This window comes from Sorangium sp. So ce1153, assembly GCF_051521595.1.
Lineage (GTDB): Bacteria > Myxococcota_A > Polyangia > Polyangiales > Polyangiaceae > Sorangium.
On record NZ_CP150361.1, the window covers coordinates 3,707,948 to 3,731,998 of the forward strand.

At 70.0% G+C, this 24,051-nt stretch carries 22 protein-coding genes; 11 read left to right on the forward strand and 11 right to left on the reverse strand.

What is annotated here, in order from left to right; translation table 11 throughout:
• Nucleotides 1–93 precede the first annotated feature (93 nt).
• From WME85_RS13140 to WME85_RS13155, 4 genes are all read right to left on the reverse strand, one after another.
• On the reverse strand, nucleotides 94–852 hold the full coding sequence (locus WME85_RS13140) for an SDR family oxidoreductase (protein WP_437838194.1): 759 nt from the start codon (nucleotides 850–852) through the stop codon (nucleotides 94–96).
• A gap of 160 nt (nucleotides 853–1,012) precedes the next feature.
• Nucleotides 1,013–2,176 carry a pyridoxal phosphate-dependent aminotransferase gene (locus WME85_RS13145; protein ID WP_437838197.1) on the reverse strand — a complete coding sequence of 388 codons (1,164 nt, stop codon included), beginning with the start codon at nucleotides 2,174–2,176 and terminating at the stop codon, nucleotides 1,013–1,015.
• A 38-nt stretch (nucleotides 2,177–2,214) separates the two neighbouring features.
• Complete coding sequence (locus WME85_RS13150; RefSeq protein ID WP_437838198.1) at nucleotides 2,215–4,269, reverse strand: sodium-translocating pyrophosphatase; 2,055 nt, start codon at nucleotides 4,267–4,269, stop codon at nucleotides 2,215–2,217.
• Between the two features lie 280 nt (nucleotides 4,270–4,549).
• Nucleotides 4,550–5,251, reverse strand: coding sequence for a histidine phosphatase family protein (locus tag WME85_RS13155; RefSeq protein ID WP_437842283.1), 702 nt, complete (start codon nucleotides 5,249–5,251; stop codon nucleotides 4,550–4,552).
• Between the two features lie 245 nt (nucleotides 5,252–5,496).
• On the opposite strand from WME85_RS13155, the gene WME85_RS13160 reads away from it, so the two are divergent.
• The 4 genes from WME85_RS13160 (at nucleotide 5,497) to WME85_RS13175 (ending at nucleotide 9,195) form a co-directional block, all read left to right on the forward strand.
• The gene (locus WME85_RS13160) at nucleotides 5,497–6,156 is read left to right on the forward strand and encodes a MarR family winged helix-turn-helix transcriptional regulator (RefSeq protein WP_437838200.1); all 660 of its coding nucleotides are present in this window, start codon (nucleotides 5,497–5,499) and stop codon (nucleotides 6,154–6,156) included.
• A 94-nt stretch (nucleotides 6,157–6,250) separates the two neighbouring features.
• Entirely contained in the window at nucleotides 6,251–6,838 is a 588-nt protein-coding gene (locus WME85_RS13165) for a protoglobin domain-containing protein (protein ID WP_437838202.1), read from the forward strand.
• 345 nt (nucleotides 6,839–7,183) lie between these two features.
• A complete protein-coding gene (locus WME85_RS13170; RefSeq protein WP_437838204.1) occupies nucleotides 7,184–7,441 on the forward strand; it encodes a hypothetical protein in 258 nt (85 codons plus the stop codon).
• A gap of 59 nt (nucleotides 7,442–7,500) precedes the next feature.
• Nucleotides 7,501–9,195, forward strand: a complete 1,695-nt coding sequence (locus WME85_RS13175) for a hypothetical protein (protein WP_437838206.1) — start codon at nucleotides 7,501–7,503, stop codon at nucleotides 9,193–9,195.
• Between the two features lie 40 nt (nucleotides 9,196–9,235).
• Here the strand turns inward: WME85_RS13175 and WME85_RS13180 are convergent, their stop codons facing one another.
• A complete protein-coding gene (locus WME85_RS13180) occupies nucleotides 9,236–10,087 on the reverse strand; it encodes a BPTI/Kunitz domain-containing protein (RefSeq protein WP_437838208.1) in 852 nt (283 codons plus the stop codon).
• 425 nt (nucleotides 10,088–10,512) lie between these two features.
• Here WME85_RS13180 and WME85_RS13185 point away from each other — a divergent pair, with 425 nt between their 5' ends.
• On the forward strand, nucleotides 10,513–11,853 hold the full coding sequence (locus WME85_RS13185; RefSeq protein WP_437838210.1) for an L-fuconate dehydratase: 1,341 nt from the start codon (nucleotides 10,513–10,515) through the stop codon (nucleotides 11,851–11,853).
• Nucleotides 11,854–12,216: 363 nt separating this feature from the next.
• Nucleotides 12,217–12,546 (forward strand): hypothetical protein, encoded by a 330-nt coding sequence (locus WME85_RS13190; RefSeq protein ID WP_437838212.1) that lies wholly within the window; start codon nucleotides 12,217–12,219, stop codon nucleotides 12,544–12,546.
• 30 nt (nucleotides 12,547–12,576) lie between these two features.
• Here WME85_RS13190 and WME85_RS13195 read toward each other — a convergent pair whose 3' ends face one another.
• Nucleotides 12,577–13,029, reverse strand: a complete 453-nt coding sequence (locus tag WME85_RS13195; protein WP_437838214.1) for a GNAT family N-acetyltransferase — start codon at nucleotides 13,027–13,029, stop codon at nucleotides 12,577–12,579.
• A gap of 578 nt (nucleotides 13,030–13,607) precedes the next feature.
• Here WME85_RS13195 and rnk point away from each other — a divergent pair.
• Nucleotides 13,608–14,030 carry a nucleoside diphosphate kinase regulator gene (gene rnk / locus WME85_RS13200; protein ID WP_437838216.1) on the forward strand — a complete coding sequence of 141 codons (423 nt, stop codon included), beginning with the start codon at nucleotides 13,608–13,610 and terminating at the stop codon, nucleotides 14,028–14,030.
• 60 nt (nucleotides 14,031–14,090) lie between these two features.
• Here the strand turns inward: rnk and WME85_RS13205 are convergent, their stop codons facing one another.
• Nucleotides 14,091–15,434 (reverse strand): S1 family peptidase, encoded by a 1,344-nt coding sequence (locus WME85_RS13205; protein WP_437838218.1) that lies wholly within the window; start codon nucleotides 15,432–15,434, stop codon nucleotides 14,091–14,093.
• A gap of 300 nt (nucleotides 15,435–15,734) precedes the next feature.
• Here WME85_RS13205 and WME85_RS13210 point away from each other — a divergent pair, with 300 nt between their 5' ends.
• The gene (locus WME85_RS13210; protein WP_437838220.1) at nucleotides 15,735–15,923 is read left to right on the forward strand and encodes a hypothetical protein; all 189 of its coding nucleotides are present in this window, start codon (nucleotides 15,735–15,737) and stop codon (nucleotides 15,921–15,923) included.
• A gap of 278 nt (nucleotides 15,924–16,201) precedes the next feature.
• Here WME85_RS13210 and WME85_RS13215 read toward each other — a convergent pair whose 3' ends face one another.
• The 3 genes from WME85_RS13215 to WME85_RS13225 form a co-directional block, all read right to left on the reverse strand.
• The gene (locus tag WME85_RS13215) at nucleotides 16,202–17,773 is read right to left on the reverse strand and encodes a hypothetical protein (protein WP_437838222.1); all 1,572 of its coding nucleotides are present in this window, start codon (nucleotides 17,771–17,773) and stop codon (nucleotides 16,202–16,204) included.
• A 416-nt stretch (nucleotides 17,774–18,189) separates the two neighbouring features.
• On the reverse strand, nucleotides 18,190–19,098 hold the full coding sequence (locus tag WME85_RS13220; protein ID WP_437838225.1) for a glycoside hydrolase family 11 protein: 909 nt from the start codon (nucleotides 19,096–19,098) through the stop codon (nucleotides 18,190–18,192).
• 627 nt (nucleotides 19,099–19,725) lie between these two features.
• On the reverse strand, nucleotides 19,726–20,433 hold the full coding sequence (locus WME85_RS13225; protein WP_437842284.1) for a glutathione S-transferase N-terminal domain-containing protein: 708 nt from the start codon (nucleotides 20,431–20,433) through the stop codon (nucleotides 19,726–19,728).
• 295 nt (nucleotides 20,434–20,728) lie between these two features.
• Between WME85_RS13225 and WME85_RS13230 the strand changes: the two genes are divergently transcribed.
• Nucleotides 20,729–21,391 carry an MGMT family protein gene (locus WME85_RS13230; protein WP_437838227.1) on the forward strand — a complete coding sequence of 221 codons (663 nt, stop codon included), beginning with the start codon at nucleotides 20,729–20,731 and terminating at the stop codon, nucleotides 21,389–21,391.
• Between the two features lie 109 nt (nucleotides 21,392–21,500).
• Complete coding sequence (locus WME85_RS13235; protein ID WP_437838229.1) at nucleotides 21,501–22,322, forward strand: hypothetical protein; 822 nt, start codon at nucleotides 21,501–21,503, stop codon at nucleotides 22,320–22,322.
• A gap of 33 nt (nucleotides 22,323–22,355) precedes the next feature.
• Here the strand turns inward: WME85_RS13235 and WME85_RS13240 are convergent, their stop codons facing one another.
• A complete protein-coding gene (locus WME85_RS13240; protein WP_437838231.1) occupies nucleotides 22,356–23,492 on the reverse strand; it encodes an STAS domain-containing protein in 1,137 nt (378 codons plus the stop codon).
• Nucleotides 23,493–23,726: 234 nt separating this feature from the next.
• On the opposite strand from WME85_RS13240, the gene WME85_RS13245 reads away from it, so the two are divergent.
• Nucleotides 23,727–23,939 carry a hypothetical protein gene (locus WME85_RS13245; protein ID WP_437838233.1) on the forward strand — a complete coding sequence of 71 codons (213 nt, stop codon included), beginning with the start codon at nucleotides 23,727–23,729 and terminating at the stop codon, nucleotides 23,937–23,939.
• Nucleotides 23,940–24,051 lie beyond the last annotated feature (112 nt).

Here is a 24,051-nt window from a genome sequence, read left to right on the forward strand (position 1 = left end):
TGCTCCCGCGGCCCCGCGAGGGCGCACCTCAGCGGGCGATGGCCGCGCCGCAGGAACGCGGCGGCGGCGCCACGTGCGTCACATCGGGATGCCTCACTTCACGCCAGCCAGCGACAGGGCGAGCCAGTCGTCGAAGCGCGTCGGCATGACGCGCGCGCCGTCGCCGGGGGTGAGCGACCCATCGTCGATCCGGACGCCGAAATAGGGCGCCTCTGCGTCGACGATCACGTCGCGGCGGTCCTTGTTCGCGCTGAGGTACTCGCGCACGAGCTCGGCGAGCGGGCGCCTCTCGGGACCGGCCACCTCGAGCATGCCGTTCCTGGGCGCCCCGAGCGTGACGTCGGCCAGGGCCTCGGCGACGTCCTCGGACGCGATCGGCTGCACGAGCGCCGGCGTGAGGCGGACCTGCTCAGCGCCAGCGCTGGAGCGCGCGATGCCGCCCATGAACTCGAAGAACTGCGTGGCCCGCAGGATCGTGTAGGGGATCCCGGAGGCCTCGATCATCCTCTCCTGCGCCATCTTCGCGCGAAAATAGCCGCTGCCGAGCATTCGGTCGGTGCCGACCACCGAGAGCGCAACATGATGTTTGACGCCCGCGGCCGTCTCGGCGGCGCGCAGGTTGCGGCCCGAGATCTCGAAGAAGTCGAGGACCGCCTTGTCCTCGAACGAAGGCGAGTTCGCCACGTCGACGACGACCTCGGCTCCCGCGAGCGCTTCAGCGAGCCCTTCGCCCGTGATGCTGTTGACGCCGGTGCCAGGCGACGCCGCGACGACCTCATGACCGCGCTGGCGGAGCCTGCGTACGAGCTTCGTCCCGATCAGCCCGGTTCCACCGATAACCACGATCTTCATGTCTTTCTCCCTTGTCCATCGCGCGAGGGACCGGCGCCTTGCTCCGGTGACCCCGCGCTCACCGTCAGGACGAGGTGGGTCTCGCTCGTGTGACATGGGGAGAAGAATGTTGCTGGATCAGCCTCCACGCCGCGGCGATGGGGAGGCGATCACCCGTCGGTCACTGCGCGCGCTGCCAGGCGACGATCCGCGTCACCGCCTCGTCGACCTGCGCGACCGGGGCCGCGAAGGACAGCCGGACGTACCGCGCGCCGCCCACGCCGTCGAAGTCCGTGCCCGGCGTGAGCGCCACGCCCGTGTCGGCGAGCAGCCGCTCGCACCACGCGACCGAGTCGTCCGTGCCGACATCGGCATACAGGTAGAAGGCGCCGTCGGGCGGGGCGACCTTCCAGCCGAGCTCGGGCAGCCGCCGCAGCAGCAGGTCGCGCGCGGCCGCATAGCCCTCCACCAGCCCGTCCGCCTCGGCGTACGCCTCCGGGGTCAGGGCCGCGAGCGCCGCGTGTTGCGCCAGGGCGGGCGGGCACAGCGCGAGGTTCCCCGCCAGCGCGTCGACCGGCGGGACGAGCTCCGGCGGGAGCACGAGCCACCCCAGGCGCCAGCCCGTCATGGCCCAGTACTTCGAGAAGCTCGAGACGACGATGGCACCCGCATCGCCGTAGCGCGCCGCCGTCGCCTGGCGCCCGGCCCACGCGCCGTACGCGAGGCCGTGATAGATCTCGTCGCTCACCAGCCGGACCCCGTGCTCCGCGCACCAGCGCGCGAGCGCGTCGAGCTCCGCGGCGTCGACCATCGTGCCCGTCGGGTTCGCCGGGCTCGCCAGGATCAGGCCGTCGAGCTTTCCGCCGTCGTGCGCGGCCGTGAGCTGCGCCGTGGTCGGCTGGAAGCGGCTCTCGGGGCCACAAGGCAGCTCGACCACGTCCACCCCGAGGGAGCGGAGGATGTTCCGGTACGCCGGGTAGCCCGGGCGCGCGAGCGCCACGCGGTCACCCGGCTCGAACGCCGCGAGGAACGCGAGCAGGAACCCGCCCGACGACCCGGTGGTGAGGGCGACGCGCGACGGGTCGAGGTCCACGCCGTACCAGCGGCCGTAGTGCTCCGCGAGCGCGCGGCGCAGCGCCGAGATGCCGAGCGCCTCGGTGTACCCGAGGTCGCCTTCCGCGAGGAGCGCGGCCGCCCGCGCGCGCACGACGGCGGGCGCCCCGGAGCCCGGCTGGCCCGCGCACAGGCTGATGACCGGCTCGCCCGCCGCCCGCCGCGCGTTGGCCGCGGCGAGCACCTCCATGACCGCGAACGGCGGCACCTGCGCGCGGCGGCTGATCCTCATCCGGCCATCCTCCTGTCACGCCGACACGACACGTCCGCTCAGGCGATGAGCGGGGCGATGAGGAGCGACACGACGCCCATCACCTTGATGAGGATCGAGATGCCAGGGCCCGACGTGTCCTTGAAGGGATCGCCGACGGTGTCGCCGACGACGGCGGCCTTGTGGGCGTCGGAGCCCTTCGCGTGGCCGTCGAGGCCGCCCTTCTCGATGTGCTTCTTGGCGTTGTCCCAGGCGCCGCCGCCGTTCGCCATCATCAGCGAGAGCACCGCGCCGACGACGAGCGCGCCGGCCAGCGTGCCCGCGAGGACCTCGGGGCCGGCCAGGAAGCCGACGACGACCGGCGCGAGCACCGCGATGGCGCCGGGCGCGATCATCTCGCGGATGGCGGCCGACGTGGCGATATCGACGATGACCTTCGGCTGCGGCTCGACGCCCGGCTTGCCCTCGAGCAGGCCGGGGATCTCGCGGAACTGACGGCGGATCTCCTCGACGATCGAGCCGGCCGCGCGGCCTACCGCGGTCATCGTGAGCGCGCCGACGAGGCAGGGGAGGAGGGCGCCGAAGAGGAGCCCCATGAGGACGTTCGCGTCCGTCAGGTAGAGCACGAGCTCCGGGAGGCCCTTCGCGCGACGGACCGCGTCGACCTCCATGTTGAAGGCGGCGAACAGCGCGACGACGGTGAGCACCGCCGAGCCGATCGCGAAGCCCTTGCCGACCGCCGCGGTGGTGTTGCCGACCGCGTCGAGCTCGTCGGTGATGTCGCGGACCTCCTTGCCGAGGCCGGCCATCTCGGAGATGCCGCCGCCGTTGTCGGCGATCGGGCCGTACGCGTCGACGGTCATGACGATCGCGGTGCCCGCGAGCATGCCGACCGCGGCGAGCGCGATGCCATAGAGGCCGAGGTAGTGGTTCGAGATCCAGCCCACGGCGCAGAGGGTCACGAGCGGGATCGCGACGCTCTCGAGGCCGACCGCGATGCCGCGGATGACGTTGGTGCCGGGGCCGGTGAGCGAGCTCTGGGCCACCTTGTGGATGGGGCCCATCGACGTGTAGTAGTCGGTCACGAGGCCGACGATGCCGCCGCCCGCCGCGCCGGCCGCGAGGGTGATGACGGCGCCGGAGCTGAAGCCGAGCTTCGGGAGGATGACGGCCGCCGCGAGCACGACCAGGAACGGCGGGACGATGAGCGCGAGGCGCAGCACCCGGGCCGGCGGCAGGTTCTTGAGCGTGCGCGTGATCAGGATGCCCACGACCGAGACCGCGAGGCCGATCGTCGCGAGGAGCAGCGGCAGCGACACGGCCATCGCGCGGAGCGCCTGCTCGCTCGCCGACGGGGCGAGCTGCTGCAGCTTGGCGATCGGCATCGTGAGGCCGAGCGCGATCGCGGCGACGACCGCGGCCACGTAGCTCTCGTAGATGTCGGCGCCCATGCCCGCGATGTCACCGACGTTGTCGCCGACGTTGTCGGCGATGACGCCCGGGTTGCGGGGGTCGTCCTCGGGGATGTTCGCCTCGACCTTGCCGACGATGTCGGCCCCGACGTCGGCCGCCTTCGTGTAGATGCCGCCGCCGATGCGGGCGAAGAGCGCGATCGAGCTCGCCCCGACGGCGAACGAGTGGACGATCGTCGCGAGGTGCTCGTGGTTCCGGAACAGGGCGTAGATGCCGCCCAGGCCGATGAGGCCGAGCCCCGCGACGCAGAGGCCCATGACGGCGCCGCCGTCGAGCGCGGTGACGAGCGCGGTGGGCTTGCCGTGCGCGCGGGCGGCCTCGGCGGTGCGAACGTTGGCGTACGTCGCGGCCTTCATGCCGAAGAAGCCGGCGATGAGCGACAGGAACGCGCCGGCGGCGAAGGCGCCCGCGGCGAGGAGCCCGAGCGTCGCGGCCAGGAGCGCGAACACGACGGCGGCGTAGACGGCGAGCACCTTGTACTCGCGCGCGAGGAAGGCCATCGCCCCCTCGCGGACGTAGCGCGCAATGCGCGCCATCGTCTCATTGCCTTCGGGGGCCTTCTTGACACGCACATAGAAGGTGCGTGCGACCACGAGCGCGACGGCGCCCGTCAAGAGTGACTGATACGACAGTGCATCCACGGGTGATGGTCCTCTCGCTCGCCCCGGGCGGAGCGAGCGCCGGCTCACTCTTCCGTCCATGACGGCGACTCAAGCGCAAAAATCGCGGAGCCGCGGTTCGCGGGGGCCGCCTGGGCGAAACTGGGAGCTGACGTCAGCGGAACGTGGCGTCCGCGGCGTCGGTCCTGCTGGCTCCCGCACCTGCCGGCCGTAACAGCGATATCGGAATATTACAGGCCAGAGCGACGCGCGCGACGCGCACAAGCTCGTCGACGATCTGCCATGCGTGCCGCGGGGCCAGCTACTGGCCGGGCTTCTTGCCGCCGGCCGGCGCGTCCCACCATTTCGAGAGCCGGTTCGACGGGATACCCGGGATCTCGGCAGCCGTGGTCGCGTAGTGCGAGGTGTCGTTGAACAGGGTGAGGCGCGGCCGCGTGGGGTCCTTGAAATCGAGGATGTTCAGCGCCGCGGGGCTCTGGTCGAGGCGGTCGCGGTACGTGCGCGGATCAAAGCCGAGCAGGGCGCTGATGAGCAGCCGGATCGTGGCCTTGTGCGAGACGACGAGCACGTGGGAGCCAGCGTGCGCCGCGACGATCTCGAGCAGCGCCGGCAGGGCGCGCGCCGTGACGCAGAGGCCGGTCTCTCCCCCCGCGGGGGCGAACGTGTACGGGTCGTGCTCCCACTTGCCGTATTCGTCGGGGTACTGCGCCTCGACCTCGGCGCGCGTGAGCTGCTCCCACCTGCCGTGCGAGATCTCCCGGAACGCCTCGCGGCGGTGCACCTCGCGCCCGTGAGGCCCCGCGACGATCCGCGCGGTCTCGACGGTGCGGCTCATCGGGCTCGCGTACACCGCGTCGATGGGCTGGCTCGCGAGCCGCGCGGCGAGCTTGCCGGCCTGCTCGCGCCCCTCGTCGGACAGGGCCACGTCGGTCTCGCCGGCGAACCGGTCCTCCGCCGTGAGCACCGTGGCCCCGTGGCGTACGAGGAACACGCGCGTCGTCATCGCGCCTGACCCGGGAGCAGACGCCCGGAGCCGCTGCCCCTGCCCGATACGATCGACCTGCTCATCCAGGGCATCCTCGTCGCCGCGGGGCATCTCGTCAAGCCGCGGGCCGTCGCGAGCTCTCGGCGCAGATCGCCGCGCACATCGGCTGGCAGCGCGCAGCGCGCAGCGCGACCTCGTGGTCCACGACGTCTCGACGACCGGCCTCGGCTTGACAACTTAGGACTCCTAAGTTACTCTTGGTCATGCCTTCGAAGAGCCTTCCGTACTTCGACGAGAACACCGAGCCGCTCTCGTCGCGCATCGCCACGGGCCTGCACAAGATCGGGCTCGCGATGAAGCAGCAGGCCTGGCAGCAGGCGAACGAGGAGGGGCTGTCCGCCACGCAAGGGCAGATCCTCGCGGCGCTCGTGGCGCACGGCCCGCTCACGGGCTCGGAGCTGAGTGAGCGCCTCGGCGTGACCTTGCCGACGATCAGCGACTCCGTGCGCGTGCTCGTCGAGAAGAAGCTCCTCACGAAGTCCCCGGATCCGCGCCATCCTCGCGCGAGCCTGCTCACGCCGACCGAGAAGGGGGCGGCGCTCGGCGCGCGGGCGCGCTCGTGGCCGGAGTTCATGGCGACCGCGTTGAACGATCTCGCGCCGGACGAGCAGCGAGCGTTCTTCTCGGGTGTGGTGAAGATGATCCGTACTCTGCAAGAGCAGGGGCTCGTCCCGGTGAGCGGCATGTGCGTGACGTGCACGCACTTCCGCCCGAACGTCCGCGAGGGAGCGTCGCCGCACCACTGCGCCTTCGTGGACGCGCCGCTCGCGAGCGAGCAGCTGCGGCTCGACTGCCCTGAGCACGAGCGCGCGGCCGAGACGGCTCGACGCGATCTCTGGGAGCAGTTCATCCGGCGCGACTGAGCGAACGCCCCGAGAGAGACCGATTCACGAGTTTCCGCGGCCATGTCGGCCGGCGGCAAGAGCGGAGCTTTGCTCCGAGAAGGAGACGACCATCATGAGCAGCATCCCCGGCTACACCCATGGCACCTCGGCGGTCGCGACGTCCCCTGTGACGCTGGCCGACTTCGAACGGATGAAGGCGAGCGCCCTCTTCGGCGAGGAGGACGTGAAGTACCTGCGCATGTCGCACGACGTCGTGAAGGACCACGTCGAGGCGATCCTGGACGTCTGGTACGGCTTCGTCGGGAGCCAGCCGCACCTCCTGGCCTCGTTCTCCGCCAGGTCGGACGGCAAGCCCCTCGGCGACTACCTCGGCGCCGTGCGCAGGCGCTTCGGTCAGTGGATCCTCGACACTTCGCGCGCGCAGTACGACCAGACGTGGCTCGATTACCAGCATGAGATCGGCCTTCGACACCATCGTTCCAGGAAGAACGCGACCGACAATGCGCCGTCCACGGCGATCGTCCCCTTCCGCGACCTGTTCGCGCTCGTCTTTCCCGTGACGTTCACGCTTCGGCCCTTCCTCGCGAAGCAGGGGCATCCGGCCGACGACGTTGAAAAGATGTATGCGGCCTGGGTCAAGTCGTGCCTCTTGCAGATGACGCTGTGGAGTCATCCCTATGTGAAGGAGGGTGACTTCTGAGTAGCCTCCGCTCCCGGGCGGTTGACAAGTAAATAGTATTAATTTATATCGTCGGAGGTGAGCGATCGACGCTTGCCTTGCTTCGACGGCCATCGAACCAGGCGCGCGATGGCCGCATCTCGATGAGCACCTCGACGGTCCCGTGGGTGTCTTCGCTCCGATGGGGGCAACTCGGAGACGGCGGTCAGATCTTCGATGCGGGCACGTTCACCCACACCCGCGGGATATGTCGCGCATGACCAGGACGACGACGCTCGGTCGGAGGATCGACCCGAGAGCGTCAGCTCGCCCATCGTCGAGCGCATGAAATCGATGAGATTGTCGTACCTAGCTTCAGAGGAACTCATGAACTACCTGGCCCAGATCAACGTCCGCCGAGCATCGTCGATCGTGATGGTGCTGTTGCTTTCCGCTTGTAGCAAAGAGCTGGGCGACGGACCGTGGGCGGGCGCGGCGGGCGGCCCGACCCGCATGACGGGCGATGCGGCCACTCCCGCGCGCCCCGAGCCGCGCTCCACGGCGCTGGCCGCGTCTCGGTCAGAGCGCGCCGAGCAGCTCCCGTGGGGTCGTCAAATCGCGCAGCCTAGACCGGGGCTCCCGTGAGCACCGCGGCTCCGGACCGAGCACGAGCAGCCGCGCGGGCGATGGAGCGCCGCTGGTCCATGGCCTGGTGCCTCACGAGCGTCATCGTCGCCGTGGCGCTCTGCTCCCTGCTCTACTGGGGTGTTTCGGACTACTCCCTCGCCATCGATATCACGAAAGGCACGATCGCTGTCTCGGCTGTCCTGTGCCTCCTCTACGAGGCCCACCGCGCGCGTCAGCGTCGGCCGATCGCAGAACGGTGGAAGAAGCGTGTCGCCGCCGGGCTGTCGATCATGGCCGTCGTCGCGTACTTCGACGGCTTTCGTTTCGCTTACCCCTCGTTCTTTCACCGCTGGGAGTACTATCACTACTACCTCGGTGCCAAGTACTTCCCCGAGATGGGGTACGATAACCTGTACAAGTGCACGGTCATCGCCGAGGACGAGATCGGGGTCGTCACCTATACGGACGCCGTCACGGGGCAGCTGGTCACGCTCGACATGAGCGCCGAGGTGCGCCACCCGGACAGGAAGATCAGGAACATCGGAGCAGACAACCTCCTCATCCACGTGTCGGGGGTCCTGGACTCTCCGGAGGAGTGCAAGGCGCACTTCTCCTCGACGCGCTGGAGCGCTTTCAAGGCGGATGTGCAGTTCTTCCGCACGGCCTCGGAGAAGGGCTACTGGGAGGCAATGCAGAGGGACCACGGCTACAACCCGCCGCCGGTCTGGACCGTCATGGGGCGGATCCTCGCCGAGCTCCACCCGGCGACGACAGGGTACATGCAGCTCCTGACCTGCTTCGACAGTGCCTATCTGGTCGGCGTCTTCGCCGTCCTCTACTGGGCCTTCGGGTGGCGCGTGTGCGCGCTGGCGGCGATCTTCTGGGGGTGCCAGTCTCCGGCGCCTTTCTTCTGGACGGGCGGCGCATTCCTGCGGCATGACTGGCTCTTCTTCGTCGTCCTTTCGGCGTGCCTGGCGCGGAAGAGGTACTACAGGCTCGCTGGCGCGAGCATGGTCTACGCGGGGCTGCTCCGTATCTTCCCAGGCCTCGTCGTCATCGGGTGGCTCGTCGTCGCGGGGACCTATGTCTTCCGGCACAAGCGCATGGCGCGATCGCACGTGCAGGCGCTCGTCGGCGGCGTCCTCGCCGCGGCCGCGCTGCTCACCGTGAGTGTCGGGGTCTCGGGCAGCGACTCGTATCGCCAGTTCTACGAGCACACGCTCCGCGTCCACGACCAGACCCCTGTGACGAACCACATGGGCCTTCGCGTCCTCGTGTCCCACAGGTTCGGGACGGGGGTCGAGTCCGGCAGGATGAAGTACACGATGGATACCTCGCGGCTCGATCCCTTCGAGACGTGGAAGGAGATGCGCAGCGAGCGCTACGCGAAGTACCGGTTGCTCGGCTACGCAGTCGTCGTCGCGAGCTTCGGGTTCTTCGTCCATGTGTGCAGGCGGGTGCGCTCGCTCTGGGTGGCCGGGTGCCTGGGGCAGATATTCATCATTCTGCTGTCCCAGATCACCTGCTACTACTACACGTTCATGCTCCTGAGCGCCCCGCTCACCCGGCGGAAGCGGCAGCTCGAGATCCCCCTCCTCGGCCTCGCGGCGCTGAGCCAGGGGATCTGGAGGTGGACCTCCTGGAACGACGACAGGTACACGCTGCTCACCGCGGCGATGCTCGGCTTCTGTTACTTCCTGCTGTACGCCTTCGCGAGGAAGGTGCGCCGCGCGGAAAGCCCTCTCGCGTCACGCGCGCCTGCCGCGTCGTGAGCAGGTCGCTCGAGCCGCCTGCTCCTGGAGTGCCGGTCGGTCAGGGGGTCTCGGAGGGCTGTGGCTTGCACCTGCCCTCCGAGCACACCGTCGTCATTCCTTCCGGATACACGGGCGCGCAGGGCGGGCAGGCGACGGGCTCTTCGGGGCAAACGAGGGCGCCGAGGTCCGCGCTCTGGTTCAGGGCGACGATGCCTTTCCCGTCGCACGACTCGCAGCACCCGACGCCGTCGCGCAGGGCGCAGTCCGCGTCTTGCGTACACTCCGTCAGCGGGGATTCACGCACGTCGACGACGACGCAGCGCCCGCTCTCGCACGCGGCGGCGAAGTACTGGGAGGTGCGCTCGGCCTCGCCGACGTCCGGGCACGGCGTGCACGCCGACTCCCCGCAACCGCTGGCATTCCAGAAATCCGCCACCGAGTCGCGGTGGATGGCGACGAACGCACTGGCGTCGACCGGGTCGCAGGACGCGCAGCAGCTCGGCGGCGCGAGGACGCAATCGCCCGGCGCCGCGCACGCGCCCATGTCCGGGGCGGCGCCCGGACAGGCCTCCTCGCACGCCGCGAGCGACTCGAAGCGGTTCTCGTTGCCGTCGCATCCACCATAGGTGAACGGCACGCACTCGCCGGTGCTGCGGTCGTGCCAGTAGCTCGGGATCGCCGCGTCGCAGGGCCCGGGGTCCTGCGGCAGCGTACAACGGTCCGGCGCTTCGCCGCCCGTGCCGCTGCTCGCGACCGTGCCGCCGCCGCTGCCCGCGACAGGGCCGGCGCCGCTGCCCGCGACAGGGCCGGCGCCGCCCGCGCCCCCGCCGTCCGATCCGCCGTCGTTCCCCGCGTCGCCGCAGCCCGCCGAGAGCAGGAGAGAGGTGAGCAAGACAAGACCGAGCGACAAGCGCCGATACATTCCAGAGACATTGCAATCGTTGCGCTGTCGGCCACCTGAGGATAAGGCAATCGTTCGTAGGATATGCATCCTTGCTTGATGGCATGTCAGGCGGTGGTGTGCCAGGCGACGATGCACCCCGTGACGACGTGCTCGAGGTGCGGCGCGCCCCTCACCGGCGCGCCGCCTGCGTCCTGCCGGCGTCGCGCCCGCCGAGCTCGACCAAGGGGCGCCGCGCCCCGGGCGCGCGACGTGGACGCCAGGCTCCAGGGCTCGACCTTGTCGGGCGAGCCGCCTCGTCAACGCGGCAACGACCGGCCCGCCTCCGCCGCGACCCGGAGGCTGCTGCGCGTCAACGTGATCCGCTGGCCTCGATCGGCATCGGACCCGCGAGGCTACGCGCGCTGTCCGGCGTGGCCATGAAAGGGGGATCCATGTCCGTTTGCATCACCGAGGTCATCGCCCGCGACATCCGCTTTCCGACCTCGCGCTCTCTCGCCGGCTCGGACGCAATGAACCGCAGGCCGGACTATTCGGCGGCCTACGTCGTGCTCAAGACCAATGGCTCGACCGATGGCTCGACCGGTGGCCCGGAGCGGCTCGAAGGCCATGGCATGACGTTCACGATCGGCCGCGGCAACGAGCTCTGCGTCGCGGCGATCGAGGCGCTCCGCCCCTTGCTCGTGGGCAGGCGCGTCGACGCCATGACGGCCGACATGGGCGCGTTCTGGGACGAGATCACCGGCGACAGCCAGCTCCGCTGGGTCGGACCGGAGAAAGGGACCATCCACCTGGCGACGGCCGCCGTCGTCAACGCCGCCTGGGATCTGTGGGCGAAGAGGGCGGGCAAACCGCTCTGGAAGCTGCTCGTCGACATGAGCCCGGAGGAGCTCGTCCGCTGCGTCAGCTTCCGCTACATCACGGATGTCCTCAGCCCCGAGGAGGCGCTCGAGATCCTCCGCCGGCGCGCGCCGACGCGCGGGGCGCGGGAAGAGGAGATGCGGGAGCGCGGCTTCCCCGCGTACACGACCTCGGCCGGGTGGATCGGCTACTCGGACGAGAAGCTGCGCCGCCTGTGCCGCGAGGGGCTCGCGCGCGGCTTCTCGCACTTCAAGATCAAGGTCGGCGCGAACATCGAGGACGACGTCCGCCGGGCGCAGATCATCCGCGAGGAGATCGGGGCTGAGCGCAAGCTCATGATGGATGCGAACCAGGTATGGGACGTGAACCAGGCCATCGCCAGCATGGGGCGCCTCGCCGCGTTCGACCCGTGGTGGATCGAGGAGCCGACGAGCCCCGACGACATCCTCGGCCACGCCGCGATCGCGAGGGCGATCTCGCCGATCGGCGTGGCGACGGGGGAGCACACCCACAATCGCGTCATGTTCAAGCAGCTGTTCCAGTCGGGCGCCGTCCGGTTCTGTCAGGTGGACGGCGCGCGGCTGGGCGGCGTCAACGAGGTGCTCGCCGTGCTGCTCATGGCGGCCAAGTTTGGCGTCCCGGTCTGCCCTCACACCGGAGGCGTGGGCCTCTCGGAGTACATGCAGCACATCTCGCTCTTCGACTACATCTGCGTGAGCGCGTCGCTGGAGGATCGCCTCCTCGAGTACGTCGACCACCTCCACGAGCACTTCGTCGATCCGGTCGTCATCCAGGCAGGCCGCTACATGCCGCCCGGCGCCCCGGGGTACAGCATCACGATGAAGCCCGAGTCGCTCGAACAGTTCGAGTTTCCGGGCGGCGCGGCGTGGGTGACAGGAGGGCAGTCGCCTTGATCGCGCGAGCGGTCGGCGGCCCCGACCGGTAGAGCGCCCCGAGGGGCGGCGGAGCGGCCAGCGCCTTCATCAGCCCCGCGCCGGCCGCGGCGGCGCCAGCGGGCTGTACGCGGCGACGAGCCATGGGACCGACCCCTGGCCGACGTTGGCCGGCCGCTGGCCGACGTTGGCCGGCCGCCTGGGGCGCGTGCGTCCCTCGGCCGACCTCCCCGGATCTGCCCCGCCCGCACACGCGATCGCGTGTTCACGCGTGTTCTCGCAGAAACCGGTGGCGCCTCGTGCGTCAGCGCCGCGCCGGTCACCTGCCGATGCGTGGCACATCGTGTGCCCACCAGCCCGCCGCACGACTGCAAGGAGAGAACGATGAGCCACTTACGCAAGTACGAGAAGCGCTACGAGCAGACAGGGCCGGTCACCACCCCGGGCTCGGCTTACGACGAAAATGGAAAAGTCTTCCTCGAGAACGCTCACAACGTCGACGTGGACCTCATCGACAGGACCGCCTCCGTCTCCTTCGAGACCGCCGCCGCGCAGCGCGACGGAGTGATCGGCGATAGATACATCATCAAGATCACCGGCGGCCTCCAGTACAAGGGCACGCTGCAAGGGATCCATGGCCCCCTCGGGGATGGACGCACGTACCGCTGGTGGCTCGACAACGTGAACCTCGACCACTCGAAGCTCAAGTGGTGAGCGTCCGCGCCGCCGGCCGTCGAGGCGCTCTCACGCTCCGGGTCCGTCGAGCGCCTTGAGGAAGACGAGCGTCCCCTCGTGGACCTCGAAGCCGTGCTTCCGATAGAACTCTACCGCGGGGGTTCCGCGCGTCGTGAGCAGGTAGACGGCCTGCACGCCGAGGGGCTCCAGATCGCGGAGCAGCGCCTCGAGGAGGCAGGTGCCGACGCCCGCGCCCTGGCGCTCGGGCTCGACGCACATCTCCCGCAGGAAGTAATGGGGGCAGGAGATCCACTGCTCCAGGTTGCCCAGGGCAAAGCCGATCACCCGCCCGTCCTCCTCGGCGACCACGCCGAGAAACCCCGGCGTATCGTGGATCTCCCGGAGCTTGCGCGCGGCGGTCTCCATCGTCCAGCCGTCGGAGAGCGGCGGCGCGTTGAAGCAGCGGACGAAGACATCGGTCAGGGCGGGTAGATCGTCAGCGCCAGCGCGTCGCGTGACCACGCGGCGAAGGTAGCCGAGGCGACCGGCGCCGAGAAGGCGCTGCTGCCGCGCGATTGCGCGGTAGCAGCGCGCTCACGTCACGGGCGCTCCCTCGGGCGGGCGGCGTCGTCCTCCTGGCCTCCTGGCCGCCCGAGCCTCTCGTGATCCAGGACCCCTCCACCGTTTGCCCATCCGCGATCAGCGGGGCTCGGCCTTTCGCCGCGGGCGCGGTTCTCCTGAGCTCGCCCGTGACCGGGCGCGCCGCCCTTCTCGTCGTGGCCGGCGGGGGACCGTCGTGTTACGGTCCCCATGGGATGAGCGCCTGCCTGCACCTCGTCGCGTCGCGTTCGTGGCCTTGCCGCGCCGCGCGTGGCGCGCTCGTCCCCCTGCGGACCCGGCTGCTCTGCCCGAGGTCGCCCGCACGCTCGTAGGGGAGCGGTCCTCCGGCGCCCGCCGCCGGCCGCTCCCGGGATGACGCGGGCTGGCGTCGAGGGCGCCTGCGCGAGCGATCTGGGCGAGCGCTCGCGCCGGCCAGATCGCCCGGCGCAGACCTTCGGCCGAGCCCGGATCACGTCGACGACACAAGGAGATCCCAGCTCATGGCACCTCACTCGAACCCCATTGTCATCACCGAATTCGACCGCGACCGGCTCGCGCGGCTGCTCGAAGCGCTCCGCGCGCGGCCCGGGGGCGATACCCCCGACCTGGAGGCGCTGGAGATCGAGATCGAGCGCGCGGACGTCGTGAAGCCGGGGGACATCCCGCCGAACGTGGTCACCATGAACTCCAAGGTCGAGCTCGTCGACCTCGATACGCAGGAGCGGCTCTGCGTGACCGTTGTGTTCCCCGGAACCGCGGACGTGAAGAGCGGCCGGATCTCGGTGCTCGCGCCGATGGGGCTCGCGCTGCTCGGCTGTCGAGAGGCCGACGAGGTGGAGTGGCCCACGCCGAGCCGCACGCGGCGCCTCCGGATCGAGCGCGTCGCCTACCAGCCCGAGGCGTCAGGTCGCTTCGACCTCTGAGCCCGGTCGTGCCCCGAGCCGGCGCGAGGTGCGCGTCGCGTCATGATGGCGAACGGTCTGCTATGGCGCGGCGTGCAAGACATTGACGTTCAGCACCGACTCGGCGGCTCGGATGCCCTGATAGAGGCTATCACACTCGCTGTAGCCAGCGACCTGGAGCCCGTAGGCGACGTGCGAGGCGTACATCGGCGAGCCGCTGTCGCCGCCGGTCCCGCAGAACGACCCCCGACCCAGGTTGCGCACCGTCACGCCGCCGTACGTGGCCGTGACCCCGAGCTGGGTGACATACCCGCAGTCGCTGCGACCGTAGAACGCGCCGGTCGTGCAGATGCGCATGCCCAGCACGCTCGCGTGGTCGGACGTGATCTTGTACGCCGTGTTGGCCGTCGTGTCCGGCCCGCTCGTGACGTAGACCCACGGCTCCGGATCCCACCCGGCCACGTTCTTGAGCCGCAAGATCGCCATGTCACCCCCCTTGTGCCACTCCCAGTGATGCACGGGACCGACCACATGGCTGGAGGTGTCCGTGAAGCGGGTCGACCAGTCGTCGTAGTTGTCGTACGCGCAGTGCCCGGCGGTGAACTGGTAGAGCACGCCGTCCACCTTGCTCTTGGCGACGAACGCCCCGGTGCAGCCAGTGCCGGAGTTGGTGATCCGGACACCGCCGCGCAGCGGCGAGTCACAATAAGGATAGACGCAGGCGCGCGCCGTGGGGCGGCCGGCGTACGAGCCGGCCACGATCATGTCGCTGAGCCGCGCCTTCGCGGTGGCGACCAGCTCGCGCTGGGCGTCGGTCAGCCGGCCCTCGCCCGGCACCTGCAGCTCGACCGCGTTGAGGTCCGTGCGCAGGCCGGCGGTCAGGGTCGCGGCCGCGCCGTCGTTGACCCTCTCGATCTCGCCGCCGAGCCACTCATTGACGCGCTCGAGCTCCGCCAGAGAGCGGCGCACCGGGACGATGTCGTACCCCTCGGTCAGGCCGATCTTCCGGGCCGCATCCCGCACGACAGCGGCTGCGTCGGTGACGGCCTCGCGCACGACGCCGACCACGATCCGGTCGCCGCCGGCGACGTCGACCCAGACGCCGCCGAGCCGGTCACCCAGATCGGCGCGGAGCTGTTCGTCGAGCTGCGGCGCGAGCGTCTGCCAGCCGAGCCGCTGCTGCGCTTCGGAGTACGAGATGCCGCGCTCGCGGGCGAACCCCTCCACTTCCCCGTCGGTCTCGGTCAGGGCGGCGGACGACGGAGAGGAAAATGCGCTGGGAGACAGCTGTCCTTCCAGGGCCGGGTCTTCGTGTGAAGCCTCCGTGTCCTGATCGACCGTCAGGCATCCTGCCAGCAGCGCCGTCATGACGGGGAAGGCGAGCCATTGGAGGGACAGCGTGGTCTTCCGAGCGTGGTCGTACATGTTCATCTCCGTTGTTGTTCAAAGACTCTCTCGGCGAGGCGCGGCGTGCCCCGGCCGATGAGCCATGCCCATGGTCCCGATCGATGCGCGCCGCGCGACACGCGCGTCCGCCGAGCGTCGGCCGCCTGGAGGCATCGACCATCCTGCGGCGCAATTCAGGGGCAGCGCACCGCGAGCCGCTGATTCGCATTCTTGGAATTAGCAATGGGCGTGCCGACGACCTCGCGGCGAACAAGGACCGGCCGCCTCGGCTTCGTCGGCCACCGTGAGCCTCGGGCTCGTGCGGCGTTGCTCTCGCGCATGCGCGTCGGAGAAAAGGTCGTCGATCACGAGCGCTTCCGCGGGCCGGGCGAGGGCACGGTCGACATCCTCGCGGTCCACGAGAGCACCGGCGGGCTCCTCTCGACAGTGTGGATCTTCCCCGCCGAGCAGCCGATAGAGGTGCTCGACCGGGGGCGTCTCGCTGGAGGGGCGAGCCTCCACGCCTGAAGGCCGGGGCCTCCAGGACACAGCCTCCGACACGAAGCCGGGGGACCATGCGGTCAGGATCGAATCACAGACGCGCGTTGCTCCTGGCTGTATGCTGCCGGTCATGACGCCCGTTCGCCCCCGCGGAGGAGCTGGGGGCGTTCAACGACGCCATCGTGGGCACGATCGAGGTGATCGACGAGCACCGCGCCGAGGGAAGCGGGGCGGCGGAGGACACCACGGCGCGATGAGCATCGCCCACCTCGCCGACACCGTGGGGGAGGCGGATCGGGGCGAGTCTACATCTTCGTCGGCGCGGGCGCTCCGTCCTGGATCCACTGGCGGAGGGCCGCAAGCTCGGCGCTCGTCAGGGTCGGCCTCCCGTCCGCGGCCTGCGGCATGACGCCCGGGTTGCAGGTGGCAGCGCCTGAAGGCCTGCACCCCGCGCTCCCAGCCGTCCCTGCGACCTTGAGGTAGAGCCAGCTCTGGTCCGGATTCCCCGGCACCACGAGCTTGAACTGCCCGCCGTGCGTGGAGGGCTTGTTGACGAGGCCCGCGACGATGTCCGTCGAGCTGATGTCGCCGCCGAGCGACAGACCTGCTTGTGGACCGGTCGACGGCGCAGCGTGGCAGCCGCTGCACTTGTGGATCGCGCTCTCGAAGATCGGACGGACCGTGCTGTGGAACACGCCGGACTCGGTGGGAAGGGGCTCTTCCGGCTCCGGGTTCAGCTCAGGATTGATGACACGCGCGATCGCGTCCATCTCGTAGCACTGGGCCGCTACTGCGTCCTTCAGCGCCTCGTCGGTGGGCGACAGACCCTTGGCGGTGCGGTACTTCTCCCAGACGTTGTCGATCCAGCCGTGCAGCTTCCAGAACATGTAGTTGTCGATGTTCGTGAACTGGTTGCCGAGGCCGTGGTCGGTGTTGTTACTGCGCACCCACTTGAAGTGGAGATCCCCGTGCAGGCCGCTGGCCGACACGCTCGCGCCGGGGATGGCTTGACCGGCGAAGCACTGGAGCCACATCCCGAAAGCGCCTTCGTCCGGGAAGCGGCTCAGGTTCTCCGGCTTGTCGATCTCGTCGGCGATCTTCGCGTTGGCGAGCGTCGTGGCGCTCCACGGCCTGAAGTCCGATCTCCACTGCTGGGGCAGCTCCTCCGCCGTCGTGGGGAACTTCTTGAACCCCTCGAACTGCTCCGAGTGATTCGGCCACAGCTGCTTCAGCGACTGGATCATGTGCCGGTGCATGGCGAGGAACTGGAAGCCGTCGCCCGTGGTCTTGCACTCCTGGTCCGACGGGACCGGCACCGACGAGTTGCAGATGTTGACCCTGCTCATCCCGCCGAGCCCGCCGCCGCCACAGCGCCGGATGCTGTGCCACTCGAAGTGGGCGGCCTGCCATTCGTTCTCCTCCATCCAGGCGATGACTTCCGGCTGAACCGTGAGATCGACCTGGCCGTTCTTGGCGAACTCCGCCGGACCGTCCTTGATCGTCGCGTCGCTGGGGTGGGGATCGAAGCCGTCCAGGCAATGATCCTTCGGGTGTGTGCTACCTGTTCCGCTCGAGCCGCTGCCGCTGCCGCTGCCGCTGCCGCCGCTGCCGACGGCGGCCTGTCCGGTGGACGAGGAGCCCGCGGTCGCGGTGGAGGTGGACGGGTTGCCGCCGCTGGTGACGGAGGGGGTGGCGCCCGCTCCGCCTGATCCCGCGGGGCCCACGTCTGCGGCTCCGCCGGTGCCCCCGGCGTCGGGATCGCCGCTGCTGCAGGCTCCCAGCAGGAGGGCCGTGACGCATGAGAGGAAGCCGAACGTGCGTTGCGAGATCTTGCCGAATGACACGGTGGACAGGCCTGCCTGATCGTTGATTCGCATGGTGCTCCTGGTGACGGCTGGACGCCGGGCGCATGCTCCCGCGCAGCCGCTCGGCGAGCCCGGGTGGGGGCATCAGCCAACAGCTGATCGCACAGCATGACTCCAGGCTTCCGAGCAGATAAGCGGGTCTGAAATTCGTTGTTAGAAGAACTTCGCCGACTGCGGATGAGCCGAGGGGAAAGGAAAAGCGCCCACTCCAAAACCCGCAGGTCGCCGGTGCCGACGGTCGCGCCGCTGCTCGCCACGCGCCGCCCGACACCGCGACCTGCCACCTGACATCACGGGAACGCGCCGTTCATATGTCCCGGCGCCGATGATACAGAGCCCCTCCCAGCCCGTGAACGCTCACACCCTCTGGTTATTGTGAACGTTCACATTTCGAGTTATTTCACGAGACGATGCTCAAGCCCCAGCGCTCATTGGATCGAGACCTTCACGTCAGCGCTGCCGCTGCTCTGGTATCCTTCCACGACCAACGAGACCTCGTAGAAGGTCCCCAGGGTCAGCCCCTGGCGCTCCCATGCGTTGAAGTGGTTGGCGACCGTGATGGTTCCGCTCGTGCGCTTCTCCTTCCGGACGCTCCAGAACTGGTAGAACGTCGCGTTGCCTTCGATGGAAGGCTGGTTGACGCGCTGGGTCTTGTAGATGTCGTAGGTGCCTCCATCGCTCTCGACGGTGCCCACGAACCCTTCTCCGCCCGGGGGACGCCAGGTGCCCCAGCTATCGATGATGTAGTACTCGATGAGCGGGCTCGTCGTCCATCCGTAGACGCCCAGGTATGAATTGCCGTTCGGCCGGTAGTCGGCCTCGTAGGTGACGACATTGCCCACGCCGCCCGGCCTCACGCCTTTACGGCCCAACAGGTTGTTGATGTTGCGCCAGTCTACCTTGAAACCATCAGCCGTGTTGACCAGGCATCCTTCGCCTCGGTCCTTCCAGTACTCGTAGGTGAGTCCGCAATGCGTGCCGATGTCATCGCTGCAGACCTCCTTGTCGGCTTCCGTGCACGCGGCAGGCATGCCGCCGGTCGTGGCCGTGGTCGTGGTCGTGGTCGTGGTCGTGGTCGCGGGGCCCTCCGAGCCGCCGGTCGTGGTCGTGGTCGCGGGGCCCTCCGAGCCGCCGGTGCCGGTCGTTGCCGGTCCGCCCGCGGCCGTGCTGCTCGTGGTCGTGCTGCCCGTGGTCGCGCTGGTCGACCCGCTCACGGCACCCGCGCCGCCGGTGCCCGTAGCCGTGGTCGCGCCGCCCGTGGTCGCGCCGCCCGTTCCCGCCGAGCTGCCACCCGACCCGGCTTCCCCGGAGCCATCGTCCGATCCCGAGCAGGCCACGGCAGCGAATCCTAAAATGAGAGCGAAAGTTTGAAGTGAAGTTGAACGCACGTCTCCTCCTTGGCTATCCTTACTAATTCCCGGAAGTGCGCCTTGTGATCACGGCTCCCACCAGTGATCGGTGGCGACAACGATCCGGAGGGGCGCTCCGGTGCCGAGCCGGACCCAGCCAACTCAGGCTCGGCCCGGCGAAGCCGCGGGCGAACTCGCGCACCGCCCGCGGCAAGCTGAGCCTGCGAATGGCCGTGAAAGCAAGAGCGCGGGGCGCTTCGCCGGGGCGGCGGTCCGGCACCCGGGGTGGCCGCGTCCGAGCGATGGCAGGCGGGCCGGACCGCAACGCTGCTGAGCTCGGCGCCTGCCATGCTGGAGGCGTTCCGGCGCAGAGAGGCGGCCGAGCGGGCGGAGGCGACGCGGTATTGGCGCGGTAACGTCGAGGCGGCGAGGGAGTGTGGGGCGCCGTACGTCTGGCTGGAGGCGCTCAGCCTCAGGTCGGCTGGGCCTGGGGTGTGAGCCGCATCGTCGACGTGAATACCAGCCCGATGGGGCCGAAGGGGAAGCCGGCCCAGTCGCCGAGCTCCGGCGGCCAGGACCCGAGGCGCCGTGCCCGGCGCCGCCGCAGGCCGGCGGTCAGGCGTTGCGCGACGGAATGTCCAGCCCGCGCACCACAGCCGGCCTCGCGGCGAACGCGTCGAGTACGCGATTCACCTCCTTGAAGTCGTCGAACCCCACCAGCTCCCCCGCGCCGTAGAAGGCCACGACCGTGCGCACCCACGGGAAGATCGCGATGTCGGCGATGGTGTAGTCGTCGCCCATCATCCACGCGCGCCCGCGCAGGTGGCCGTCGAGGACGCCCAGCAGCCGCTTCGACTCCGCCACGTAGCGGTCGCGCGGGCGCTTGTCCTCGTAGTCCTTGCCGGCGAATTTGTGGAAGAAGCCGAGCTGGCCGAACATGGGGCCGATGCCGCCCATCTGGAACATCACCCACTGGATCGTCTCGTAGCGGCGCGCGGCGTCCTGCGGCAGCAGCTGGCCGCTCTTCTCCGCGAGGTAGAGCAGGATCGCGCCGGACTCGAACAGCGCGAGCGGCTTGCCGCCCGGCCCCTGCGGGTCGAGGATCGCCGGGATCTTGTTGTTCGGATTGAGCGAGAGGAACTCGGGCGAGAGCTGGTCGTTGGTGTCGAATGCGACGCGGTGGACCTCATAGGGCAGGCCGGTCTCCTCCAGCGCGATCGACACCTTCACGCCGTTGGGCGTGGGCAGCGAGTAGAGCTGGATGCGGTCGGGATGCTGCGCGGGCCACTTGCGCGTGACGGGGAAGGCAGACAGATCGATCATACGGGATCTCTCGTTGTTGAAACCGTCAGTTTGAACCATCCGAGGGGCGCGGGGCTGGGACGCGAGGCATTGCCTCGCCCGGGGAGCAGCAAATCCAAATGTGTCGGAAACGTCAAGCGCCTCATCCACCGTATCGAAGCAGTCGTTGTGCCTGATCTTGGCGACGCGATGTTCGTGGCGCAGCATGGCCGCTCATCGGCCAGCGCGCTGGCCCGATCCGCCGCGCACGGCAGCGCGGCGACGGCGAGGCGCGCCCGCAGTCCCGGACGCGGCCCATCCGTGGTAGGTCGGCCGAGTGACGACCAAGGACCGCCGCGCGCGCAGACAAGCTCCGGAGGGCGACCGCCGCCTCACGGTGATCCCGGGGCCACGCCGTGGGCGCCGGGAGCCTGCCGCGCTCCCCGAGACGATCTCCTGGTGGGACGCGTTCTACCGGGTCATCCGGAGGATCCCGGCGGGGCGGGTATGCACGTATGGCGCCGTCGCCGCGATGGCTGGACACCCCCGCGCGGCGCGTCACGTCGGCTATGCTCTCGCCGCCCTCAAGGAGACGGGCGAGGGCGCGGGCGTGCCCTGGCAACGCGTGCTCGGGAGCCGCCCGCGTCATCGGGCGGCCGTTACCATCAAGGATCCGGTGGGCGGCGCGCTCCAGCGCAAGCTGCTCGAGGCCGAAGGCGTGGAGTTCGACGAGCGCGGCAACGTCTCCCTCGAGCGCTTCGGGTGGTCCTGGAGCACGCCCGTCGCCGCGCCTGCGAAGAAGGTCCGCGGCGCTGCGCCTGCGAAGAAGGCCCGCGTGGCCGCGCCTGCGAAGAAGGCCCGCGTGGCCGCGCCAGCGAAGAAGGCCCGCGTGGCCGCGCCAGCGAAGAAGGCCCGCGTGGTCGCGCCTGCGAAGAAGGCCCGCGTGGTCGCGCCTGCGAAGAAGGCCCGCGGCGCCGCGCCCCGGAAGCGGCGCTCGTGAGGACGCGGCGGACCGGGCATGCTCTCGCCCGTCGATGGCCATCGACGCGGCGGCGGAGCGATGGAATCATCCGCACGGGAGCAGTCCCGGACTGGAGTCGACTGGATCGATGAAGAAGAGCACCTTCGTGATGGCATTTCCGCTGATGCTCGCGACAGCCTGCGGTGCGACAGGAGGGCAGGACGACCAGGAGGCCGCCCCCGAGCTCGCCGCTTCGCAGGAGGCGAGCTCCCTCTCGCCCGACTTCGCCGCTCGGTACCACGACTGCGACGAGTTCGCCGGTGTGGGGCTCGCCCCCTTGGCCTCCGTCGCGCCGCTCGTGCCCGACGACTACATCGTGATCGAGGCTGTCCCCGGAATGGCCATCGTGGTCGCGCAGTCGGCGGACTGCGCCGAGATCAGCGTGAATGGCGGGCTCGCCCGGCCAGGCATCTTCGCGCAGCTCGGGGTCGGCGTCGTCCCGCCGACCGGCGCTGGAGATCGCAACTTCTACCAGATCGCATTCGCGACCACCCACCCGATCCTCGCTGCTCGCCTTCGCCTCCTCGGCGTGAACGCGCGCTACACGCCTCTCATGTCGTACGAGATCACGAACACCTCGGGCGCCCAGGCCGACCTGGCCATCTCCGTGCCTCGCCCGCTGGGCCTCGCGTTCGATCTCGACGGCCCCGTCACCCTGCCCGATCCATCCGCGCCGCCGAACCCGCTCACCACGTTCAACTACTGGCATCAGTCAGCGTGGCACGGCAACATCCTCCAGGAGAACGCCGTCACCGGCATCCGCCTGGGAGAGGGGAGCGGCGTGACGCTCACGGCCGTGGGCGAAGATCTCGAGGCGATCCTCGGCAGCCCGACGCTGACCTTCCCGTTCTTCTCGAGCCCCGAGACCTTCGAAGAAGCGGTGGTGACCGTCGAGACCGACGCTTTCTGACCGGCCCAGGCGCGCCTCGCGCCGAGCGATCGTTCAGTTGAAGGCCCGCCGCGCCGACGCCCTGATCCCGTCGCGGAGGCTCCGCAGCATCATGACCCCGGACAGGTCGGCGCCGATCTCCGCGAAGGCCTGCGCCAGCGCCGGAGGGACGCCGGTGACGATCGGCCTCGTGCCGAGCAGGCGGAGCGAGCGGACGAGCTGCGCGATGTGCTCGGCCGCCCCGGCCGTCGCCGTCGCGGCGCCGGTCAGGTCGAGGATGATGCACCGCGCGGTCCGCTCCACGACGGCGTGGAGGAGGCGCGCCGCGATCTCCTCGCTGCGCGGGCCGTCGAGCGCGCCGATCAACGGCAGCGCCAGCGTGCCCGTCGCCACCTCGAGGATGGGCGCCGACAGCGTCAGGATCTCCTGCTTCTGTCGCTGCACCGTCTCGAGCGCCTCCGCGAGCTCCGCGGCGAACCGGGCCTGCGCCTCGGCCGTCTGCTCCGCCGCCCGCCGCCCGGTCTCGTCCACGTGCTGCACCAGGATCGCCGGCTCGCCGGTCACCGGATCGGGCACCTGCCGGGCCTCGACGAGGTGCCATCGCTCCCCCTCGGCCGTCCGCACCGCGGCCTCGCGCGAGGCCACGTCGCCCCGGGAAGCCGCCTCGAGGAGCGCCTCCGCCACCTGTGGGTCGACGAAGCGCCCGGCGAACGGCGCGCCCTCGCCGAACGCGCGCAGGGCCGCCGGGTTGTGGAGCAGCGCGTTCCCCTGCGCGTCGAGCAGGGTCACCATCGACGATGCGTGGCGCAGCGCCTCGACGCTCCGGGCGAGCGCCACCTGCGCCGTGTCCTCGACGCGCAGCGCCTGGATCAAGAGGCCGAGGCGCCCGTCGTCGAGCTCGACGCCCGAGAAGAAAGCGCGGAGGGGCACCGGCTCCCCGCCCGGGTAGACGGTCCACGTCTCCTCGGCTGTCTGCCCTTCTCGAAGCCGCGCGACGTACCCGGCGAGGCGCGCGCGGGCGGCCGCGGACATGTCCGAGAGGTCGCGCGACTCGAGCTCTTCGAGACTCTCGACCTTCCAGAGCTTCAGCCCCGAGGCGTTGGCCCAGAGGAAGCGCAGGCGCTCCGGATCGAGCACCAGAGTGACGATGCCGGACTCGGCGAGCGCGGCGAGGCGTTCGTTAAGCTTCATCGGGATATCCAGGGGGACGGCGCTGCCGTGTGTTCCGGCATACCATGGAAGCGCGCGCCGCGCCCCGGCGAATCGCGCGGCGCGGCCCGGGCTCGCCGCCGAGACGGCCTGCGCTGCGCGTCCGCGCTGGCCCGCCATTGCGCGCGGCGCGCCTCAGGGGCTGAACGCCACGACGACGATATCCTCGGCCCTTGCATAGGGGAGCGGGCCGGCGCCGGAGCCCACGCACGGCTCATGCTCGTGAGCCGTTTCTCGAACACGCGCGCCGACGTGCAGCAGAAGCTGATGGCGCTCGCCCGCGTCGAGATCCACGACGCGCTCGAGGTGATGGGGGACCCGAACAGCCCGAGCGCGCCGTACGCGCGCCGACGTCACGGGCAGAGCCGACGTCACGGGCAGAGCCGACGTCACGGGCAGAGCGGCGTGGGCCCGAGGTGGCGTGCGTAGCGCCCACGGCGCCTCGACGAACGCCCTGGCGCGCCGCCCGGCCGCGCGGCGCGCCCTGCCGCCTGCGCCGGGCGGCAGGTGTGCTGTCGACGAGAGCGCACTCTCTGGACGA

Bases quoted from the DNA above. Each gene is read 5' to 3' on its own strand.
- WME85_RS13160 (WP_437838200.1), top strand. From the start codon at position 5,497: ATGCCTTCGAAGAGCCTTCCGTACTTCGACGAGAACACCGAGCCGCTC.
- WME85_RS13215 (WP_437838222.1), bottom strand. From the start codon at position 17,773: ATGCGAATCAACGATCAGGCAGGCCTGTCCACCGTGTCATTCGGCAAG.
- WME85_RS13210 (WP_437838220.1), top strand. From the start codon at position 15,735: ATGCGCGTCGGAGAAAAGGTCGTCGATCACGAGCGCTTCCGCGGGCCG.
- WME85_RS13245 (WP_437838233.1), top strand. From the start codon at position 23,727: ATGCTCGTGAGCCGTTTCTCGAACACGCGCGCCGACGTGCAGCAGAAG.
- WME85_RS13205 (WP_437838218.1), bottom strand. From the start codon at position 15,434: ATGTACGACCACGCTCGGAAGACCACGCTGTCCCTCCAATGGCTCGCC.
- WME85_RS13190 (WP_437838212.1), top strand. From the start codon at position 12,217: ATGAGCCACTTACGCAAGTACGAGAAGCGCTACGAGCAGACAGGGCCG.
- WME85_RS13155 (WP_437842283.1), bottom strand. From the start codon at position 5,251: ATGACGACGCGCGTGTTCCTCGTACGCCACGGGGCCACGGTGCTCACG.
- WME85_RS13175 (WP_437838206.1), top strand. From the start codon at position 7,501: ATGGCCTGGTGCCTCACGAGCGTCATCGTCGCCGTGGCGCTCTGCTCC.
- WME85_RS13240 (WP_437838231.1), bottom strand. From the start codon at position 23,492: ATGAAGCTTAACGAACGCCTCGCCGCGCTCGCCGAGTCCGGCATCGTC.
- WME85_RS13235 (WP_437838229.1), top strand. From the start codon at position 21,501: ATGAAGAAGAGCACCTTCGTGATGGCATTTCCGCTGATGCTCGCGACA.
- WME85_RS13225 (WP_437842284.1), bottom strand. From the start codon at position 20,433: ATGATCGATCTGTCTGCCTTCCCCGTCACGCGCAAGTGGCCCGCGCAG.
- WME85_RS13145 (WP_437838197.1), bottom strand. From the start codon at position 2,176: ATGAGGATCAGCCGCCGCGCGCAGGTGCCGCCGTTCGCGGTCATGGAG.
- rnk (WP_437838216.1), top strand. From the start codon at position 13,608: ATGGCACCTCACTCGAACCCCATTGTCATCACCGAATTCGACCGCGAC.
- WME85_RS13165 (WP_437838202.1), top strand. From the start codon at position 6,251: ATGAGCAGCATCCCCGGCTACACCCATGGCACCTCGGCGGTCGCGACG.
- WME85_RS13140 (WP_437838194.1), bottom strand. From the start codon at position 852: ATGAAGATCGTGGTTATCGGTGGAACCGGGCTGATCGGGACGAAGCTC.
- WME85_RS13170 (WP_437838204.1), top strand. From the start codon at position 7,184: ATGAACTACCTGGCCCAGATCAACGTCCGCCGAGCATCGTCGATCGTG.
- WME85_RS13185 (WP_437838210.1), top strand. From the start codon at position 10,513: ATGTCCGTTTGCATCACCGAGGTCATCGCCCGCGACATCCGCTTTCCG.